Source organism: Plantactinospora sp. KLBMP9567 (assembly GCF_033446045.1).
Lineage (GTDB): Bacteria > Actinomycetota > Actinomycetes > Mycobacteriales > Micromonosporaceae > Plantactinospora.
Genome location: NZ_JAWQRR010000006.1, coordinates 58,620 through 77,287, shown reverse-complemented (window position 1 = coordinate 77,287; position 18,668 = coordinate 58,620). Strand labels below are relative to the sequence as shown.

Below are 18,668 nucleotides of genomic sequence, written 5' to 3'. Positions count from 1 at the left end.
GGGAACGCCTGTGGCCACGGAACGCAAGCGCCCGGTGATCAGCGACGGCCTGCCGAGCCAGCTTCCGGACATCGACCCCGAAGAAACCAGCGAGTGGGTCGAGTCACTCGACGGTGTCATCGACGAGCGCGGCGCCAAACGCGCCCGGTACGTCATGCTGCGCCTGCTGGAGCGGGCCAGGGAGCGCCAGGTCGGGGTGCCGCCCCTGACCACCACCGACTACATCAACACCATCCCGCCGGAGCAGGAACCCTGGTTCCCGGGGGACGAACACATCGAGCGGCGGATCCGGGCGTACATCCGGTGGAACGCCGCGATGCTGGTGCACCGGGCGCAGCGGCCGGAGATCGGCGTCGGTGGGCACATCTCCACCTACGCCAGCTCGGCGTCGCTCTACGAGGTCGGGTTCAACCACTTCTTCCGGGGCAAGAACCACCCGGGCGGCGGCGACCAGATCTTCTACCAGGGCCACGGCTCCCCCGGCATGTACGCCCGGGCGTTCATGGAGGGGCGGCTGACCGAGGACCAGCTCGACGGCTTCCGGCAGGAGCTGTCGCACCCGGGCGGCGGGCTGCCGTCCTACCCGCACCCGCGGCTGATGCCGGACTTCTGGGAGTTCCCCACCGTCTCGATGGGGCTCGGCGGAATCAACGCGATCTACCAGGCCCGGTTCAACCGCTACCTGCAGCACCGGGGCATCAAGGACACCTCCGACCAGCACGTATGGGCGTTCCTCGGCGACGGCGAGATGGACGAGGTGGAGTCGCTCGGCGCGATCGGCGCGGCCGCCCGCGAGGAGCTGGACAACCTCACCTTCGTGATCAACTGCAACCTGCAGCGCCTGGACGGGCCGGTGCGGGGCAACGGCAAGGTGATCCAGGAGCTGGAGGCGTTCTTCCGGGGCGCCGGCTGGAACGTGATCAAGGTGGTCTGGGGCCGGGAGTGGGACCCGCTGCTCGCCGCGGACACCGACGGCGCGCTGGTCAACCTGATGAACACCACGCCGGACGGCGACTACCAGACCTACAAGGCGGAGTCCGGGGCGTACGTCCGGGAGCACTTCTTCGGCCGTGACCCGCGTACCCGCAAGATGGTCGAGGGGCTCTCCGACGACGAGATCTGGAACCTCAAGCGGGGCGGGCACGACTACCGCAAGCTCTACGCGGCGTACAAGGCGGCGGTCGAGCACACCGGCCAGCCGACGGTGATCCTGGCCAAGACGATCAAGGGTTGGACGCTGGGGTCGAGCTTCGAGGGCCGCAACGCCACGCACCAGATGAAGAAGCTCACACTGGACGACCTGAAGAGCTTCCGCGACCGGCTCTACCTGGACATCCCCGACTCGGCGCTGGAGGGCAACCCCTACCTGCCGCCGTACTACCACCCGGGCGAGAAGTCCGAGGAGATGGAATACCTTCGCGAGCGGCGGCAGCAGCTCGGCGGCTACCTGCCCAGCCGGCGTACCGAGTGGGCACCGCTGCCGGTGCCGGGCAGCGAGCGCTTCGGCGACGTCAAGAAGGGCTCCGGCAAGCAGAAGATCGCCACCACCATGGCCTTCGTCCGGCTGCTCAAGGACGTGATGAAGGACCGGGAGTTCGGCAAGCGGTTTGTGCCGATCATCCCGGACGAGGCGCGGACCTTCGGGATGGACTCGCTCTTCCCGACCCAGAAGATCTACTCGCCGCACGGCCAGAAGTACACCTCGGTGGACCGGGAGCTGTTCCTGTCGTACAAGGAGGCGATCACCGGGCAGATCCTGCACGAGGGGATCAACGAGGCCGGCTCGGTCGCCTCGTTCACCGCCGCCGGTTCGGCGTACGCCACGCACGGCGAGCCGATGATCCCGCTGTACATCTTCTACTCGATGTTCGGTTTCCAGCGCACCGGCGACGCGTTCTGGGCGGCCGCCGACCAGATGGCCCGGGGCTTCGTGCTCGGCGCCACCGCGGGCCGGACCACGCTCAACGGCGAGGGCCTGCAGCACGAGGACGGCCACTCGCACCTGATCGCCGCGACCAACCCGGCCGTGGTGGCGTACGACCCGGCGTTCGCGTTCGAGATCGCGCACATCTTCGAGAACGGCCTGCACCGGATGTTCGGCGAGCGGCCGGAGAACGTCTTCTACTACCTGACCGTCTACAACGAGCCGATCCTCCAGCCGGTCGAGCCGGAGAACGTCGACGTGGAGGGGCTGCTCAAGGGGATCTACCGGTACTCGCCGGCTCCCCCGGTCAGCGGCGCGGACGGCGGCGACGCGCCCCGGGCCAACATCCTCGCCTCCGGCACCGGCATGCAGTGGGCGCTGAAGGCCCAGCACCTGCTGGCCCAGGACTGGGGTGTGGCGGCGGACGTCTGGTCGGTCACCTCCTGGACCGAGCTGCGCCGGGACGCGGTGGAGTGCGAGGAGTACAACCTCCTGCATCCGGGCGACGAGCCGCGGGTGCCGTACATCCAGCGCAAGCTGGCCGACGCCGACGGACCGGTGGTGGCGGTCAGCGACTGGATGCGGGCGGTACCCGACCTGATCTCGCGGTGGATCCCCGGCGACTACACCTCGCTCGGCACCGACGGTTTCGGGCTCTCGGACACCCGGCACGCGCTGCGCCGGCACTTCCACGTCGACGCCGAGTCGGTGACCGTCGCGGCGCTACGCCAGTTGGCGCGGCGCGGCGTGGTGCCGCCGTCGGTGCCGGCCGAGGCCGCGAAGAAGTACGCGATCGACGACATCGCGGCGGCCCCGGTGGGCGAGACCGGCGGGGACTCCTGACCGTCCGCCACTGATCGACCCTGAGGGGCGGGACGTCGCCACCGCGACGACCCGCCCCTCAGCCGACCGTGGCCAACCCGGTGAGCCGGGCGAGCGAGCCCTCAAGGTCGGCACCCACCCGACGCATCCCCCAGCGCAGCAGCGCCCCGCTGACCGGGCCGGCGGGCCAGCGGACCATGATCAGGCGTACCGAGGTGCCGTCCTCCTCCGGTGCGAGTTCGACGTAGACCTCGGTGCGCGCCTCGGCCCGCGCGCCCGAGCCCTCGGCCCGCTCGCGCCACGCGATCAGGGTCGGCTCCTGATACGCGATCACCTCGGCGTCCAGCGCCCGGCCCGCCGCGTGTACCCGCTGACGGCGGCCGATCCCCTCCCCGGAGAGCACCTCCGCCTGGCGTACCCCGGCCAACCAGCCCGGCAGGTGTTCAGCCCGCTGGACCAGGTCCCACACCGCCTCGATCGGTGCGGAGACCCGCGTGCTGCGTTCGATGAGCATCATCCTCAGTCGCCTCCATTGCGGACAACCCGTGACCATTGGCAGCTTATTCACGATTACGGACGAAACCGGACGATTGACTATCGACACGCCGGAAGAAACTACCGCCGTGGAATTCGCCGGCCCGGGGCCGGGCCGAGGGGCGGCTCGCCGCGATCACCGCACGGGACGGGCGGCCGGGAAACCTGGTGGCGGGCCACCCCGAGGGCGTGCGTAGGCTGGAGGCCGTGACGGTACGCGTACGCTTTGCCCCTTCCCCGACTGGAATGTTCCACGTCGGCGGTGCCCGCTCGGCCCTACAGAACTGGATCTTCGCGAAGCAGCAGGGCGGCGTTTTCGTGCTGCGGATCGAGGACACCGACGCGGCCCGCAACCGCCCGGAATGGACCGAGGGGATCCTCTCCGCGCTGGACTGGATCGGGATCGCCCGGGGCAGCTACGAGGGACCGCACTTCCAGTCCGCCAACGCGGGCGAGCACCGCACCGCCGCGACCCGGCTGCACACCGCCGGCCGGGCGTACTACTGCGACTGCACCCGGGAGGCGATCCAGGCCCGCACCGGCTCGCAGTACCAGGGCTACGACGGCTTCTGCCGCGATCGCGGCCTGGAGCCCGGGCCGGGTCGGGCGCTGCGGTTCCGTACCCCGGACGAGGGGGAGACCGTGGTGGTCGACCTGGTCCGCGGCGAGCCCACCTTCGAGAACAAGCTGATCGAGGACTTCGTGATCGCCCGGGGCGACGGCTCGGCAGTCTTCCTGCTGGCCAACGTCGTGGACGACCTCACGATGGGCATCACGCACGTGATCCGGGCCGAGGAGCACCTGCCGAACACGCCCAAGCAGCAGCTCCTCTGGGACGCGCTCGGGGTCAAGCCGCCGATCTGGGCCCACGTGCCGGTGGTGGTGAACGAGAAGCGGCAGAAGCTCTCCAAGCGGCGCGACAAGGTGGCCCTGGAGGCGTACCGGGACGAGGGCTACCTCGCCGACGCGATGCGCAACTACCTGATGCTGCTCGGCTGGGCGCCCTCCGGCGACCGGGAGATCGTGCCGTGGTCGGTGATCGAGTCCGAGTTCCGGCTGGCCGAGGTGAACCCGTCACCGGCGTTCTTCGACGAGAAGAAGCTGCGGGCCTTCAACGGCGAGTACATCCGGGCGCTGCCGGTCGACGAGTTCGTCGCGGCCTGCCAGCCCTGGCTGACCGGTACCGAGACCATCGCCCCGCCGCCCTGGCAGCCGGCCGAGTTCGACCCGGCCGCGTTCGCCGCGGTGGCGCCGCTGGCCCAGACCCGGATCGCGGTACTCAGCGAGATCGTGCCGAACGTCGACTTCCTCTTCCTGGACTCGCCGCTGATCGACGAGGCGGCCTGGGCGAAGAGCATGAAGGAGGGCTCCGCCGACCTGCTGGACGAGACGACCGCCGCCTTCGAGGCCCTGCCGGAGTGGGCGGCGGAGCCGCTGAAGGCGACCCTGGAGGAGGTCGGTGCCCGCCGGGGGCTGAAGCTCGGCAAGGCACAGGCGCCGGTCCGGGTGGCCGTGACGGGGCGCAGCGTCGGGCTGCCGCTCTTCGAGTCGCTGGCCGTACTCGGCCGGGAGCGCACCCTCACCCGACTCCGCGCGGCCCGGCTCCGACTGGTCTGACCGGCGGCGCGCCGGCCGCACCTGTCCGGCTGCCGGGGTGTTCGACGAGCACCCGGAACCGGAGCGGCCAGTGGCGCAACGATCAGTTCGCGGAACCGGAGCGGCTCGAACTCCGGCGCCGGAGCAGCAGTCCGCCGGCCAGCGCGGCCAGCACCAGTACGGCACCGAGGACCCACGGCCACCACGCCGGTCCACCCGAGTCGGCGGCCGGGGTCAGTGGTCCGGCCGCGGCCGGCGGCTCGGTGGCCGGCGCCGAACTGGCCGGGGCGACCGGAGTCGGCGCGGCGGCCGACGGCGAGGCGGTCGGGGTGGTCCCCACGGTGAGGGTGAACCGGACCTCCCCCTTCACCGGGTGCCCGTCGCCGGACGCGACCTGGTACTGGACGATGTAGAGCCCGGCGGCGCCCGGCCGGACCGGCACGGTCACCCGGGAGCCGGCGAAGGCGGGCTTACCCGCCGCCGCGTCGACGTTGTCCGGGCCGGTTACCGTGACCCGCGTGGTGCGCGGGTCGAGCTTGTTCAGGAAGGTCAGCCGTACGCTGGCCGGCGCCATTCCGAGCCGGGCGCCGTTACGGGGATCACTGCTGGTCAGCGAGTTGTGCGCGGCCGCGGGACCGGCCGGCAGCAGTACGCTCAGCGCCACCAGCACGACGCTCAGCACCAGTGTTCCGACACGGGTGACCCGGGCCCCCATGATCGCCTCCGTCCCGCTACGATTTCGCCCAACTGATCAATGGCTCGCCACCTTAGTCGACCCTAGATCGCAGATAGTTCCAATAACTGCTCGTCCAGGTGCAACCGAGCGGCGTTCTGCGGAGTCTTTGTAGTGAGTACGGCAGGTCCACCCCGGACAGTGCCGTGCGCTCCACCGACCAACCAGCGCGTGACCTGCATCATGGCCACCATTGAGACGGGGCGAGGAGGTCGGCGATGGCCGGAGAGGTGAGTCGTCGACTTGTCGGCGTGGCTACGCTGTTGATCGCTGCGACGAGTTGGCTCGGGATCGCGGGCGCCGCCCAGGCGAAGCCGGCCAAGCCGACGTCGGTCGTCATCAGCGGCAAGGACCTGTCGGCCCCGCTGACCGTCCAGGCCCAGGACAAGCCGGAACTCTTCGCCGCGCTCGTCGACCAGGTGGGCTTCCTGAAGACCGGCGGCGGCAACACCCGTGGGTTGAAGGCCGCCGACCTGGGTCCGAAATACACCGTCGTGGTGCACGTCGGCAACGCCGCCCAGCAGTCGTACGACCTGTACCCGCTGGCCAAGGGCGGGCCGCGGGTCTATCGACCGGCCCGGCAGCCGGACAAGAGCCGGCCCGGCGCGGCTTGGTTCTTCGGCCGGCTGACCATGGCCGAAACCCTGCTGGCGGCCGGCGTGCCGCTGCCCGAGCAGAACGTCGGCAGCCTGCACGGCGGCGGGGTCGGCGGTGGCGAACGGGTGATCCCGGACGACGCGATCGGCACCGGCAAGGACGTCGACCGGCTGCTCGGCGATCTGCGGCAGTTGATGCTGCTCAACGGCGCCGTGCTGCTCGCCATCACACTGGGGCTCGCCGGCATCGCACTGCTGGTCCGGCGCCGCACCCGCTGACCCGACCGGCCAGCCAGCGCCCGGGAAGCATCCGGTCCGGACCGGCCGGCCCCGACCACGGGCAGGGCCCCGGCGGGCAGCGGTCAGCACCAGCGGCGCGGCGGGCGGTCGCGCCGGACGGAACGCCGCGACGGGCGTACCGCGCCGTGCCGGTGCGCCCCGGCCCAGCCCGGCAGATCGGTCTGGCAACCCGGGGTACGCCGGCCGGCCGGCTCGATCGGCGTCTCCGACGACCCGTCCGGGCTGCCCGTCGAGGTGCTGGCGTGGGCGGGCCGGTCCTGGACCTCGCCGTCCGGCTCGCCCGGGCGGGGCCGGGGAACCAGCCTCGACCGGTCACCCACCCGCCCCGGATCGGTCAGGGAGTGCTCCGCGCCGCCCGGGTCGGAGGCCAGCACGGCGCCCTCCCCCGGGTCCGTGGGCCGGCACATCCCGGCCTGGTCGTCCGCCGCCGTCGGCCCGGCTGGCCGGGCCGACGTCCTCGCCGCCGCCGGCCGGGACACACCGGACGGGTCGGCCGGATCCGCGGCCGATCGCGGATCGTCGAGGCCGTCCGGGGACCCGGCGACCACCGGATCGGCGCCGGGCCGGCCGGGCGCCGGGCCGTCGAGCGGACCCGCCGGAAGCCCGGCACTGGCGCCGCAGACCCAGCGGAACCGTCCGACCGGGCCGAGCGGGGGCAGCGGCCCACGATCGCCAAGCAACGAGTCCGGCTCGTCCTCCGAACAGCCACGCTCGGCGTCATGCGCCATCCAGGCCTCCTCACACTCGCCGCCGGGTGGGCGGTCGCCCCGGTGTGCGGTGGCACCCACACGGTTGACGGTGAGCCAGTGCGGGAAAGCGCATCACCGGGACCATGTCACCGTACTGGTCTCCGACGACGAGTTCGATGCCGCCGTGGCGAGAAACTGCAGCATTCCGCAGTGCGGAAGATCCAGGTCACGAACTGGTTAACCTCCGGCCGGCGGGACACCGCCGGTGGTCACTCCTGCCCGGCGGGCTTCGGAAAGACGGTCGCCCAGAGCGGGAAGGCGACGAGCCAGATCACGATCGCCACGGTCAACCGCACGATCCAGGCCAGCAGTTCGGCGGTGCGGTCCGGGTCGCCGACCATGAGGATGCCGAGGCCGAGCAGCCCGCAGGCGACAAACCAGCCCAGCAGCCCCTTCGCCCACTCCCGCCACTCGTACCGAGCCCGGGCCCAGCCGCCGCTGGGCGGCTTGGTGGGTGGCGGGCCGCCCGCGAACCGGTACGCGAACCGCTGGTCGGCCCAGCGGATCATGCTGTGCCCGAAGGCGACCGAGAAGCCGAGGTACGCCGCTGCCAGCCCGTGCGTGAAGTCGGCGGTGGCACCCCGACGCAGGTCGAGTACGGTGGCAACCAGGATCACAAGATCGATCAACGGGGTACCGAGCAGCAGCAGCGCGCCGAGCCGGGGCATCCGGAGCGGATAGCGGGCGATCAGTCCGGCACCGAGCAGCACCCAGAACCCGATCTCGCCCGCGGCGATCACCGCCAGCATCCCGTACCCCCGATCCTCCGCCCGGCCACCCGGGTCTGCTCCGGCACGGCGGCGCTGCCTGGAGCCCTGCCGCCCGGTCACTGCCACCAGTCTCGGCGGGCCGACCGGCCGCGCCCTCGGCACCGGTACCGAGATCCGGGTCCGCCGAAAGAGGTACGCCTACACCCTTCGACGGACCCTGACCGGGGCGGCCTCGTCATCGGAGCCGACGGGACGGGCCCGCCGGTGTGATGGGATCGAGGGGTGACCGCACGGCTGAGCCTGGAGCGCGGGTCCCTCGCCCGGGACATCGCGCTGGCGTCCGCGTCCCTGGCGGGCGGGCTGCTGATGATGGCGCTCGGGGTCGTCGGCCCGCTCAACCCCGGCCTGCTGGACGCCCCGCCGGGGCTCTCCGTCGGCACACTCGCCCTCGCCTGCCTGGCCGTGGCGCTGCGCCGGGCGGCGACCCGGACCGGCCTGGCGCTGGGCACCGTCGCCATCGTCGTCGACCTCGCCTACGGATCGTCGCTGGCCACCACCCTGGTCTACACCCAGGTCCTCTTCGACTCCTGCGTCTACGGGTCGGCGAGGCTCTGGCGCCGGCTGCTCCGGGTCAACCTGGCGCTGACCGGGGTCGCCGCGCTGACCGGTGTCTTCCTGGCGTCCCCGGCCTGGCAGGGCATCGGGCTGGGAATTCCGGTAGTGCTGATCGGAGTGCTGCCGGTGGTCAGCGGCATCAGCGTCCGGCAGTACCGCGACCAGGCCGCGGCCGAGCGGGCCCGGGCCGAGCAGACCGCCCGGCTGGCCGAACTCGACCGGCGCCAGGCGGTGGCGGCGGAGCGGAGCCGGATGGCCCGGGAACTGCACGACGTGGTCGCCAACCACCTGAGCGCGGTCGCCATCCACGCCACCGCGGCGCTCTCGGTCTCCGGGCTGGACCGGTCCCAGCTCGACCAGGCGCTGCGGGTGATCCGGGAGAACAGCGTGCAGGGGCTCGCCGAGATGCGGCAGATGATCGGCCTGCTCCGGGAACCGGCCGACCCCGGGTCGGTGCTGCCACCGACCGAAGTCGAGCCCGTGTCGCCCGGGGGCGACCCGCACCGGCCGGCCATCCCGGACCGGTCGCCGGGCGGCCCGGGCGGGGGTGGAAGTTCCGCGCGGGGGAACCCGCCCGGTGCCGGACCGGCGGCGGACGGAGTATCAGGGCGCGGCAGCCTCCCCGCCGCCGGACCGACCCGACTGGGCACGGTCGACGGTCCGGTCCGGGCCCGGCTGGCCGAGGTGGGCCGGCTGGTCGGCCAGGCCCGGGACGCCGGCCTGCCGGTACGGTTCTCCACGACCGGCGAGGTACGCCCGCTGCCGGTCGGCGTGGACCTGGCCGCGTACCGGATCGTCCAGGAGTCGCTCACCAACGCGCTCAAGCACGGCGCCGGCCCGACCACCCTGACCATCTGCCACGAGCGCCGGTCGGTCAGCCTCACCATCGAGAACCCGCTCGCCCGCTCCGGTGAGGCCCGCGGGGCCGGGGCCGGCCTGCCCGGTGCGGGCGCCGGACTCATCGGGATGCGGGAACGGGCCGCCCTGCTGGGCGGCCGGTTCGAGGCCGGCCCGAACGGATCGAGCTGGCGGGTGCACGCGGAACTGCCGAACGCCGAGTCTCCCGGCCCGCCGACCCGGCCTGGGCCCGAGCCCGCCGGGCCGCCCGGCTCCGCCGGGGAAGCTGGCCGGCCGGTGGTGCCGCCGACGGTCCGGCCGTGACCGGGCCGGACGACGCCGTGACCGGGCCGGACGACGCCGTGACCGGGCCGGACGACGCCGTGACCGGGCCGGACGACGCCGTGACCGGGCCGGACGACGACCGGGCCGGCGGCGTTACCGCCGTCGGCACCCCGGCCAGCGGCGACCGGCCCGGTGGTGCCGGATCGGGGGCGGGCCGGGTGATCCGGGTGGTGGTCGCCGACGACCAGGACGCGGTCCGGGCCGGTCTGGTGCTGATCCTCGCCGCTACGCCCGGGCTGGACGTGGTCGGCGAGGCGGCCGACGGCGAGGAGGCGGTGACACTGTGCCGGCGGCTCCGGCCGGACGTGGCGGTGCTCGACGTCCGGATGCCCCGGCTCGACGGTGTCTCGGCGACCGCCGAGATCGTCGCCGAGCGGTTGGCCGATGTCCTGGTGCTGACCACGTTCGACCTCGACGAGTACGTCTTCGGCGCGCTTCGGGCCGGCGCGTCCGGATTCCTGCTCAAGGACACCGACGCCGACGGGCTGGTCGACGCGGTGCGTACCGTCGCCCGGGGCGAGGGGATCATCGCACCGGCGGTGACCCGTCGGTTGATCACCGCCTTCGCCGCCACCACGCCGACCACCCCGGCAACCGCCCGGACGGCGGTGGCCGACCTGACGCCCCGGGAGCGGGACGTGCTGGCCTGTCTCGGGTTGGGGCTGTCCAACCAGCAGATCGCCGAGCGGTTGACGATGGCGGAGAGCACCACCAAGACCCACGTGAGCCGGATCCTCGGCAAACTCGGCCTGCGCAGCCGGGTGCAGGCCGCGATCCTGGCGCAGGAACTGGGCCTGCCGCCGCCCTGACCGACCCGGTCCGGTCCACCCCCGCGGCCCGTCGCCCTCCGGACCGGGCCCCCTGGTGCCCCGTCCCGCCTCGGACCGACCCGGTCCGCCACCGGTCGGGCTGGCAGCCACCACCGGTCGGGCTGGCGGCCGAGCCGTCGACGACCGGAGCGGGACGCGCTACCGGACGGCCTGGTCCGGCCGGCGGTCGGGTGCCTGGGGACTGCCGGCCGGGGGCGGCACCACCCGGGCGGCCAGCGGGACGACGGCGAGCGCGAGCAGCCAGCCGCCGAGCACGTCGGTCGGCCAGTGCGCCAGCAGGGCCAGCCGGGTAAGTCCCACGAAGGCCGCGAAGGCCACGGCCAGCGCGACGGTGAGCACCCGGGCCGGGCCGCCGAGCCGGTACCAGAGCAGGAGTACGGCCACCAGCGCCGCCGCCGCCGCGTTGCTGGTGTGCCCGCTCGGAAACCCGTTACTGGTGATCACGACGAAGCCGTCCTCGGGCCGGGGGTGGTGCACCAGCCAGTGCATCAGCCCCCAGAGCACCGGTATCAGCACCGTCGCCACGGCGCAGAGCGCGGCCGCCCGGCGCCCGCCCCGGACGGCCAGCCCCACCGTGACGGCCAGGCCGGCGACCAGGAACGGCACCGTGGCGGCGACGTCGGTGGCGATCCGCAGCACGTCGACCACCCGAGGGCTGGTGTCGCCGTACCCCCGGAAGGTGTCGCTGACGGCGGTGTCGAACCGGTCCAGCGGCGCCCAGCCGGCCACGGTCAGTGCGAGCAGCACCAGGAAACCGGCGAGCGCGAGCAGCGGGACCACCAGCGGCGGGCGGGCGACCATCGGGCCATGATGCCACGGCCGGTGGCGGCGTCCGGGATTCCGCGTGGCACGCTGGGCCGATGGCGAGCGAGGCGGGCGACGGCGAACTGGCGGCCACGCTGCGCCGGATCGAGCGGGCGGCGGGCAACCTGGCCAGCGCCAGCGTCACCCGGATGGACGAGACGCTGCCCTGGTTCCGCGACCTGCCGGCCGAGCAGCGGTCCTGGGTGATGCTGGTCGCCCAGGCCGGCGTCCGGTCCCTGGTCGAGTGGCTGCGATCGCGACCGGACGCCGACGACCGCAGCGGCGCCGACGCGCTGGCGGACAGTCCGGACGAGGTCTTCGCCGCCGCGCCCCGGGCGCTGGCCCGGTCGATCAGCCTCCAGCAGACGGTGGCCCTGATCAAGGTGACCATCGACGTGGTGGAGGAGCAGGTACCGCACCTCGCGGCGCCGGGCGAGGAACGGCTGCTGCACGAGGCCGTACTCAAGTTCTCCCGGGAGATCGCCTTCGCGGCCGCCCGGGTGTACGCGCGGGCCGCCGAGTCGCGCGGCTCCTGGGACGCCCGCCTCCAGGCGCTGCTGGTGGACGCGCTGCTCCGGGGCGACTCCCCGGACGTGCTGGCCAGCCGGGCGGCGGCGCTGGGCTGGTCGGACGCCCCACCGGTGGCGGTGGCGGTGGGCCGGTCCCCCGGCGGCGAGGTCGCCGCCGTGCTGCACACCATCTACCGGGTCACCCGGCGGCTCGGCCTGGAGATGATCGGCGGGGTGCACGGTGACCGCCTCGTCCTGGTGCTCGGCGGCGCGACCGACCCACTGGCCGCCACCGCGAAGATGCTCGCCGGGTTCGGCCCCGGTCCGGTGGTGGTCGGGCCGGCCGTGCCGAGCCTGGACGCGGCGACCGACTCGGCCCGGGCGGCGCTGGCCGGCTTCCGGGCCGCACCGGCCTGGCCGGCCGCGCCCCGCCCGGTGGCCGCCGCCGACCTGCTTCCCGAGCGGGCCCTGGCCGGTGACCCGGAGGCCCGGCGGGCACTGCGCCAGGACGTCTTCGCCGCGCTGGTCCGGGCCGGCGGCGAACTGCTGGAGACCCTGGACGCGTTCTTCGCGGCCGGCGGTGTGCTGGAGAGTGCCGCCCGGACGCTCTTCGTGCACCCGAACACGGTGCGGTACCGGCTGCGCCGGGTCGCGGATGTGACGGGATTCTCTCCGCTCACCGCCCGGGACGCCTTCGCGTTGCGGATGGCGTTGACGATCGGACGGCTGGATCCGTCCGCACCGGTCGGGCCAGGGACGGGACAGTAGCCCCGTATGGGACAGACGGAACGAGAAGTCCGTGACTGCCGTGGATCTTTGTAGGGTCCCCACAAAGCTGGTAGTGCGGATTGGTACATCACGGCAACCACGCTGGGACGGATGATCCAGGAGAGTCGTAAGCGTGCTCGCCGTACTCTCACCCGGCCAGGGTTCCCAGAAGCCCGGCTTCCTGACCCCGTGGCTCCAGCTCCCCGGCACGGCCGCCCGGCTGCGCTGGTGGTCCGTGCTGGCCGGCGTCGACCTCGTCCGGCTCGGCACCGAGGGTGACGCCGACGAGATCCGGGACACCGCGCGTACCCAGCCGCTGCTGGTCGCCGCCGCCCTGCTCGCCGCCGAACAGCTTCCGATGCACGACGTGACGGCAACCGCCGGGCACAGCGTCGGTGAACTGGCCGCGGCGGCGCTGGCCGGCGTACTGAGCCCGGAGGCGGCGGTCACCCTGGCCGGCGTACGGGGTCGGGAGATGGCCACCGCCTGCGCGCTGGAACCGACCGGAATGTCGGCGGTGATGGGCGGCGACCAGGACGAGGTGCTGGCCGCCCTCGCCGCACACGACCTGCACCCGGCCAACTTCAACGGCGCCGGCCAGATCGTGGTGGCCGGTGCGGTCGACCGGCTGGCCAAGTTCGCCGCCGACCCGCCCGCCGGCACCAAGGTGATCGCCCTGAAGGTCGCCGGGGCCTTCCACACCCCCTACATGGCGCCGGCCGAGCAGGCCCTCGCCGGCATCGCGGCCGGGATCACCCCGAACGACCCGACCCGGATCCTGCTCTCCAACGCCGACGGCGCCGCCGTCGACCACGGACGGGAGATGCTGCAACGCCTGGTCCGCCAGGTAACCGCCCCGGTCCGCTGGGACGTCTGCGTCCGCCGCCTCGCCGACCTCGGCGTGACCGCGGTGATCGAGCTGCCCCCGGCCGGCACCCTGGCCGGGCTGATCAAGCGGGAACTCAAGGGCACCGGAGCGGTCCCCGAGATCGTCACCCTGAACACCCCGGACGACCTGGCCGCGGCCCGCGACCTGATCGCCCGGCACGGCGCACCGTCCGGGCACCGGCCTGCCACGCGGTTCCGGGTGGTGGTGGCCGGTGCCGCCGGCACCTTCGCACCGGTCGAGGGCCTGGCCGAGGGCACCGCCATCGAGTCCGGGCAGGTCGTCGGGCACGTCGCCGCTCGGCAGGGCGCGGTCGAGGTCACCGCGCACGGCTCCGGCGTACTCACCGAATGGCTCGCCCACCACGACGACCCGGTCGCCCCGGGCCAGCCCCTCGCCCGCATCGGAGGACAGCTTTCATGACCGGTCACCGGGAGAACCCGGACCACCGCCCGGCGGTGCTCCGGTGAGCAGGATGATCGCGCTCGGCCACTATCAGCCGTCGCGGGTACTCAGCAACGACGACCTGGCCCAGCTCGTCGACACCAACGACACCTGGATCCGCGAGCGGGTCGGCATCGTCACCCGGCGGATCGCCGACACCGAGACCGTCGCCGACATGGCCGCCGCCGCGGCCGACAAGGCACTGGCCAACTCGGGGTTGGCCGCCTCCGACATCGACCTGGTCGTGGTGGCCACCTGCTCGGCCGTGGACCGCAGCCCGAACACCGCCTGCCGGGTCGCCGCCAAGCTCGGCATCGACGCACCGGGCGCGTTCGACATCAACACCGCCTGCTCCGGTTTCTCGTACGCGCTCGGCACCGTCGACCACGCGCTGCGGGCCGGTGCCTCCCGCAACGCGATCGTGATCGGCGCGGAAAAGCTCTCCGACTTCACCGACTGGACCGACCGGTCGACCTGCATCCTCTTCGGCGACGCCGCCGGGGCGGCCGTGCTCACCGCCACCGGGGACGACGAGCCGGACGGCATCGGGCCGGTGGTCTGGGGCTCGGTCCCGGAGCGCAGCGATGCGGTCCGGATCGAGGGCTGGCGCCCGTACATCCAGCAGGAGGGACAGTCGGTCTTCCGCTGGGCCACCACCGCACTGGCCCCGCTCGCCCTGAAGGCCTGCGAGCGGGCCGGCGTCGCCCCGTCGGAGATCGCCGCGTTCGTGCCGCACCAGGCCAACCTGCGAATCATCGAGGGCATCGCCAAGCGGCTCGACATGCCGCAGGCGGTGATCGCCAAGGACATCGTCGAGTCCGGCAACACCTCGGCGGCGAGCGTGCCGCTGGCCCTCTCCAAGCTGGTCGAACGCCGGGAGGTGCCGTCCGGCGCCCCGGTGCTGCTGTTCGGCTTCGGCGGCGGCCTCACCTACGCCGGACAGGTCGTCCGGTGCCCCTGACCCGGTGCTCCGGGGCCGGGGCGGCGCGGCCGCCGGCCCGGCGCCACCACCATCCACCGGTCGGACGCTGACCAGCGGTGGCGGACGGATCCGCCACCGCAGATATCCATCCATGGAGAGGAAAGAACCACAATGACCCGTGACGAGATCACCGCCGGCCTCGCCGAGATCCTCGAAGAGGTTGCCGGGGTGAGCCCGGACGACGTCGCCGAGGAGAAGTCGTTCACCGACGACCTCGACGTCGACTCGCTCTCCATGGTCGAGGTCGTGGTGGCCGCCGAGGAGAAGTTCGGCGTCAAGATCCCGGACAACGACGTCCAGAACCTCAAGACCGTCGGCGACGCCGTCGCCTACATCGAGGCGCAGTCCTGACCATGAGTCGTCCCGACGTCGTCGTCACCGGGCTCGGCGCGACGACCCCGCTCGGCGGGGACGTCGCGTCGACCTGGGAGGCCATGCTGGCAGGCCGCTCCGGGGTGGGTCCGCTCACCCAGGAGTGGGCCGGGCAGCTCCCGGTACGCATCGCCGCCCAGCTCGCGGTCGAACCGACCGAGAAACTGGACCGGGTCAAGCTGCGCCGGCTCGACCGGTCGGAGGCGATCGCACTGATCGCTGCGCACGAGGCCTGGGCGGACGCCGGCCTCGCCGACTCGCCACCGGACCCGGAGCGGCTCGCGGTGAGCGTCGGCTCCGGCATCGGCGGGGCGCAGACCCTGCTCGCCCAGGACGACATCCTGGAGGCGTCCGGGCCGCGGCGGGTCTCCCCGCACACGGTCCCGATGCTGATGCCGAACGGCCCGGCCGCGTGGGTCGGGCTGGAACTGGGTGCGCAGGCGGGAGTCCACTCGGTGGCCAGCGCCTGCGCCACCGGGGCCGAGGCGATCGCGCTCGGACTCGACATGATCCGCTCCGGTCGCGCCGACGTGGTGCTGGCCGGCGGCACCGAGGCGGTCGTGCACCCGCTGCCGATCGCCGGGTTCGCCTCGATGCGGGCGATGTCGACCCGCAACGACGACCCGGAGCGCGCCTCCCGACCGTGGGACAAGGGCCGGGACGGCTTCGTACTGGGCGAGGGGGCCGGCGCGGTCGTCCTGGAGCGGGCCGACCACGCCGCCGCGCGCGGGGCCCGGATCTACGCCCGGCTGGCCGGCGCCGCGCTCACCTCCGACGGGTACGACATCGTGCAGCCGCACCCCGAGGGGCGCGGCGTGATCCGGGCGATCAACATGGCGATCGCCGATGCCGGCATCGACCGCTCGGACATCGTGCACGTCAACGCGCACGCCACCTCCACCCCGGTCGGTGACATCGCCGAGATCGTCGCCCTGCGGTCCGCACTCGGTACCCACCCGGTGCTGACCGCGACCAAGTCGATGACCGGGCACCTGCTGGGTGCCGCCGGCGCGCTGGAGTCGATCGCCACCATCCTGGCCATCCGGGACGGGGTGATCCCGCCGACGATCAACCTCGACGACCCCGACGACGCCCTCGACCTGGACGTCGCCGCGCACAAGGCCCGGCACATGGACGTGCCGGCGGCGCTCAACAACGGATTCGGATTCGGTGGCCACAACGCGGTCCTCGTCTTCGCCCGGGTCTGACCGTCCGTCGGATGTCCCGCTCCATCACCGACGGTGCCGGCCGGGTACGCCCGGAGCGCGTACCCGGCCGGCACCGTCCGGTCGGCGGCCGATGGTAGATTTCGGTCGTTCTGGCGCCTGCCGCGCCACCGGTCGCGGCGGGGGCCGTTCCGCAGGACGGCGAGCCGAGGAGAGGCGCGGATGCTGGCGGCGTTGAAGGGGTTGCTCGGGCACGAGGCGCTGTACGTGGCCCTGCAGAAGGGCCTGGGCGCGGACCGGCTCCGCTACCGCTGCCTGGACGAGCTCGCGCTGGTCGACGGCGACACGATCATCGACGTCGGCTGCGGCCCGGCCTACTACTTCGGGCGGCTGCCGAAGGTCCGCTACTACGGCTTCGACACCAGCGAGAAATACATCGCGCACGCCCGCAACCGCTGGGGCGGCGACGGCGTCGAGTTCCGCTGCGAAATCTTCGGCGAGCAGCACCTGGCCCACATCCCGCCGGCCAACGCGATCCTGCTGCTCGGGCTGCTGCACCACCTCTCCGACGACGAATGCCGGCACCTGTTGCGGGTCTCGGCCAAGGCGCTCGCCCCGGGCGGCCGGGTGATCGCCGTCGACCCCACCCTGGTACCGGGCCAGCATCCGATCTCGCGGTGGATGTCGCGCAACGACCGCGGCGAGTACGTCCGCACCCCCGAGGCGTTCGTGGCACTCGGCCGGGAGACCTTCGCGGACGTCGACGGCGAGGTCGTGGACGACGCCACCCGGATACCGACCAGCCACTGGATGATGCGGATGCGAACTCCGGCGCTCGTTCCCGACGCCAACTGACGGCAGCGATGACCACCCCGCTGCACAACTGGGCCGGCAACGTCGACTTCCGGGCACGCCGGCTGCACCGGCCGGGCTCGCTGGCCGAGCTGCGGTCGCTGGTCGCCGGCAGCGACCGGATCCGCGCCCTCGGCACCGGGCACTCCTTCAACCGGATCGCCGACACCACCGGTGACCTCGTCTCGGTCGCCGGCCTGCCGCCGCTGCTGGAGATCGACCGGGCGGCCCGCACCGTCACCGTCTCGGCGGCGCTCCGCTACGGCGACCTGGTCGGCGAGTTGCACCGGGCCGGCTTCGCCCTGCACAACCTCGGCTCGCTGCCGCACATCTCGGTGGCCGGCGCCTGCGCCACCGGCACCCACGGTTCGGGGCCGGACAACGGTAACCTCGCCACCGCGGTCGTCGCGCTGGAGCTGGTCACCGCCGACGGCGGCCTGGTGACGCTGCGCCGCGGCGCCGACGGCGACGACTTCCTCGGCGCCGTGGTCGGGCTCGGCGCGCTCGGCGTGGTCACCCGGCTCACCCTCGATCTCGTCCCGACCTTCGAGATCGCGCAGTACGTCTACGACGACCTGCCCCGCGACCAGCTCGACGCACACGCCACCGAGATCCTGGGCGGCGGCTACAGCGTCAGCCTCTTCACCGACTGGACCGGTCCCCGGATCAACCAGGTGTGGGTGAAGCGCCGGGTGGACGCGGCCGGCGGAGGTGCCGCCGAGCCACACTGGCACGGTGCCACCCTGGCGGCCGAGCCCCGGCACCCGGTGCCGGGCATGTCGACGGTGCACTGCACCGAGCAGCTCGGCGTGCCGGGGCCCTGGCACGCCCGGCTGCCGCACTTCCGGCTCGAATTCACGCCCAGCAGCGGCGAGGAACTCCAGTCGGAGTACTTCGTGCCACGTGCACACCTGGCTGCGGCGCTGACCGCGCTCGACGGGATCGCCGACCGGATCGCCGCCGTGCTGCAGATCTCGGAGATCCGCACCATCGCCGCCGACGAGCTGTGGCTGAGCCCGAGCTACCGGCGGGACAGCGCCGCGCTGCACTTCACCTGGGTCAAGGACACCGAAGCGGTGCTGCCGGTGCTGGCGGCGGTCGAGGAGCGGCTCGCGCCGTACGCGCCCCGGCCACACTGGGGCAAGCTCTTCGTCACCCCGCCGGAGCGGCTCCGCGAGCGTTACGACCGGTACGCCGACTTCGCCAAGCTGGTCCGCCGGTACGACCCGAGCGGCAAGTTCCGCAACGAGATGCTGGACCGCTACTTCCCCGCCGGCTGAGCCCGCCGTCGGCA

Annotated in this window: 17 protein-coding genes; 12 read left to right on the top strand and 5 right to left on the bottom strand. The window is 73.1% G+C overall.

The window, feature by feature from the left end; all coding sequences use genetic code 11:
• Window positions 1–10 precede the first annotated feature (10 nt).
• Complete coding sequence (gene aceE / locus R6Y94_RS03145; protein ID WP_318394218.1) at window positions 11–2,767, top strand: pyruvate dehydrogenase (acetyl-transferring), homodimeric type; 2,757 nt, start codon at window positions 11–13, stop codon at window positions 2,765–2,767.
• Window positions 2,768–2,825: 58 nt separating this feature from the next.
• On the opposite strand, the gene R6Y94_RS03140 is transcribed toward aceE, so the two are convergent.
• Window positions 2,826–3,263, bottom strand: a complete 438-nt coding sequence (locus R6Y94_RS03140) for an SRPBCC family protein (RefSeq protein ID WP_101367363.1) — start codon at window positions 3,261–3,263, stop codon at window positions 2,826–2,828.
• Window positions 3,264–3,487: 224 nt separating this feature from the next.
• On the opposite strand from R6Y94_RS03140, the gene gltX reads away from it, so the two are divergent.
• On the top strand, window positions 3,488–4,897 hold the full coding sequence (gene gltX, locus R6Y94_RS03135; protein ID WP_318394217.1) for a glutamate--tRNA ligase: 1,410 nt from the start codon (window positions 3,488–3,490) through the stop codon (window positions 4,895–4,897).
• Between the two features lie 82 nt (window positions 4,898–4,979).
• Here gltX and R6Y94_RS03130 read toward each other — a convergent pair whose 3' ends face one another.
• The gene (locus R6Y94_RS03130) at window positions 4,980–5,591 is read right to left on the bottom strand and encodes a copper resistance protein CopC (RefSeq protein WP_318394216.1); all 612 of its coding nucleotides are present in this window, start codon (window positions 5,589–5,591) and stop codon (window positions 4,980–4,982) included.
• 269 nt (window positions 5,592–5,860) lie between these two features.
• Here R6Y94_RS03130 and R6Y94_RS03125 point away from each other — a divergent pair, with 269 nt between their 5' ends.
• Window positions 5,861–6,484: a hypothetical protein gene (locus R6Y94_RS03125; RefSeq protein WP_318394215.1), complete on the top strand. Its 624-nt coding sequence runs from the start codon at window positions 5,861–5,863 to the stop codon at window positions 6,482–6,484.
• 83 nt (window positions 6,485–6,567) lie between these two features.
• Here R6Y94_RS03125 and R6Y94_RS03120 read toward each other — a convergent pair whose 3' ends face one another.
• Together R6Y94_RS03120 and R6Y94_RS03115 are read right to left on the bottom strand one after the other, a co-directional pair.
• Window positions 6,568–7,233, bottom strand: coding sequence for a hypothetical protein (locus R6Y94_RS03120; protein ID WP_318394623.1), 666 nt, complete (start codon window positions 7,231–7,233; stop codon window positions 6,568–6,570).
• A gap of 230 nt (window positions 7,234–7,463) precedes the next feature.
• Entirely contained in the window at window positions 7,464–8,003 is a 540-nt protein-coding gene (locus R6Y94_RS03115; RefSeq protein WP_318394595.1) for a hypothetical protein, read from the bottom strand.
• Between the two features lie 243 nt (window positions 8,004–8,246).
• Between R6Y94_RS03115 and R6Y94_RS03110 the strand changes: the two genes are divergently transcribed.
• Window positions 8,247–9,740, top strand: a complete 1,494-nt coding sequence (locus R6Y94_RS03110; RefSeq protein ID WP_318394214.1) for a sensor histidine kinase — start codon at window positions 8,247–8,249, stop codon at window positions 9,738–9,740.
• Window positions 9,741–9,919: 179 nt separating this feature from the next.
• Window positions 9,920–10,570, top strand: coding sequence for a response regulator transcription factor (locus tag R6Y94_RS03105; protein ID WP_318394594.1), 651 nt, complete (start codon window positions 9,920–9,922; stop codon window positions 10,568–10,570).
• Between the two features lie 159 nt (window positions 10,571–10,729).
• Here R6Y94_RS03105 and R6Y94_RS03100 read toward each other — a convergent pair whose 3' ends face one another.
• Window positions 10,730–11,392, bottom strand: coding sequence for a phosphatase PAP2 family protein (locus tag R6Y94_RS03100; RefSeq protein WP_318394213.1), 663 nt, complete (start codon window positions 11,390–11,392; stop codon window positions 10,730–10,732).
• A gap of 59 nt (window positions 11,393–11,451) precedes the next feature.
• Between R6Y94_RS03100 and R6Y94_RS03095 the strand changes: the two genes are divergently transcribed.
• From R6Y94_RS03095 to R6Y94_RS03065, 7 genes are all read left to right on the top strand, one after another.
• Window positions 11,452–12,672, top strand: a complete 1,221-nt coding sequence (locus R6Y94_RS03095; RefSeq protein WP_318394212.1) for a helix-turn-helix domain-containing protein — start codon at window positions 11,452–11,454, stop codon at window positions 12,670–12,672.
• A 133-nt stretch (window positions 12,673–12,805) separates the two neighbouring features.
• Window positions 12,806–13,981: an acyltransferase domain-containing protein gene (locus R6Y94_RS03090; RefSeq protein ID WP_318394211.1), complete on the top strand. Its 1,176-nt coding sequence runs from the start codon at window positions 12,806–12,808 to the stop codon at window positions 13,979–13,981.
• A 52-nt stretch (window positions 13,982–14,033) separates the two neighbouring features.
• Window positions 14,034–14,963, top strand: coding sequence for a beta-ketoacyl-ACP synthase III (locus tag R6Y94_RS03085; RefSeq protein ID WP_318394593.1), 930 nt, complete (start codon window positions 14,034–14,036; stop codon window positions 14,961–14,963).
• Between the two features lie 132 nt (window positions 14,964–15,095).
• Window positions 15,096–15,335, top strand: a complete 240-nt coding sequence (locus R6Y94_RS03080; protein ID WP_107261778.1) for an acyl carrier protein — start codon at window positions 15,096–15,098, stop codon at window positions 15,333–15,335.
• Window positions 15,336–15,337: 2 nt separating this feature from the next.
• Window positions 15,338–16,564 carry a beta-ketoacyl-ACP synthase II gene (gene fabF, locus R6Y94_RS03075; RefSeq protein WP_318394210.1) on the top strand — a complete coding sequence of 409 codons (1,227 nt, stop codon included), beginning with the start codon at window positions 15,338–15,340 and terminating at the stop codon, window positions 16,562–16,564.
• A 180-nt stretch (window positions 16,565–16,744) separates the two neighbouring features.
• Window positions 16,745–17,377 carry an SAM-dependent methyltransferase gene (locus R6Y94_RS03070; RefSeq protein WP_318394209.1) on the top strand — a complete coding sequence of 211 codons (633 nt, stop codon included), beginning with the start codon at window positions 16,745–16,747 and terminating at the stop codon, window positions 17,375–17,377.
• Window positions 17,378–17,385: 8 nt separating this feature from the next.
• A complete protein-coding gene (locus tag R6Y94_RS03065; RefSeq protein ID WP_318394208.1) occupies window positions 17,386–18,654 on the top strand; it encodes a D-arabinono-1,4-lactone oxidase in 1,269 nt (422 codons plus the stop codon).
• Window positions 18,655–18,668 lie beyond the last annotated feature (14 nt).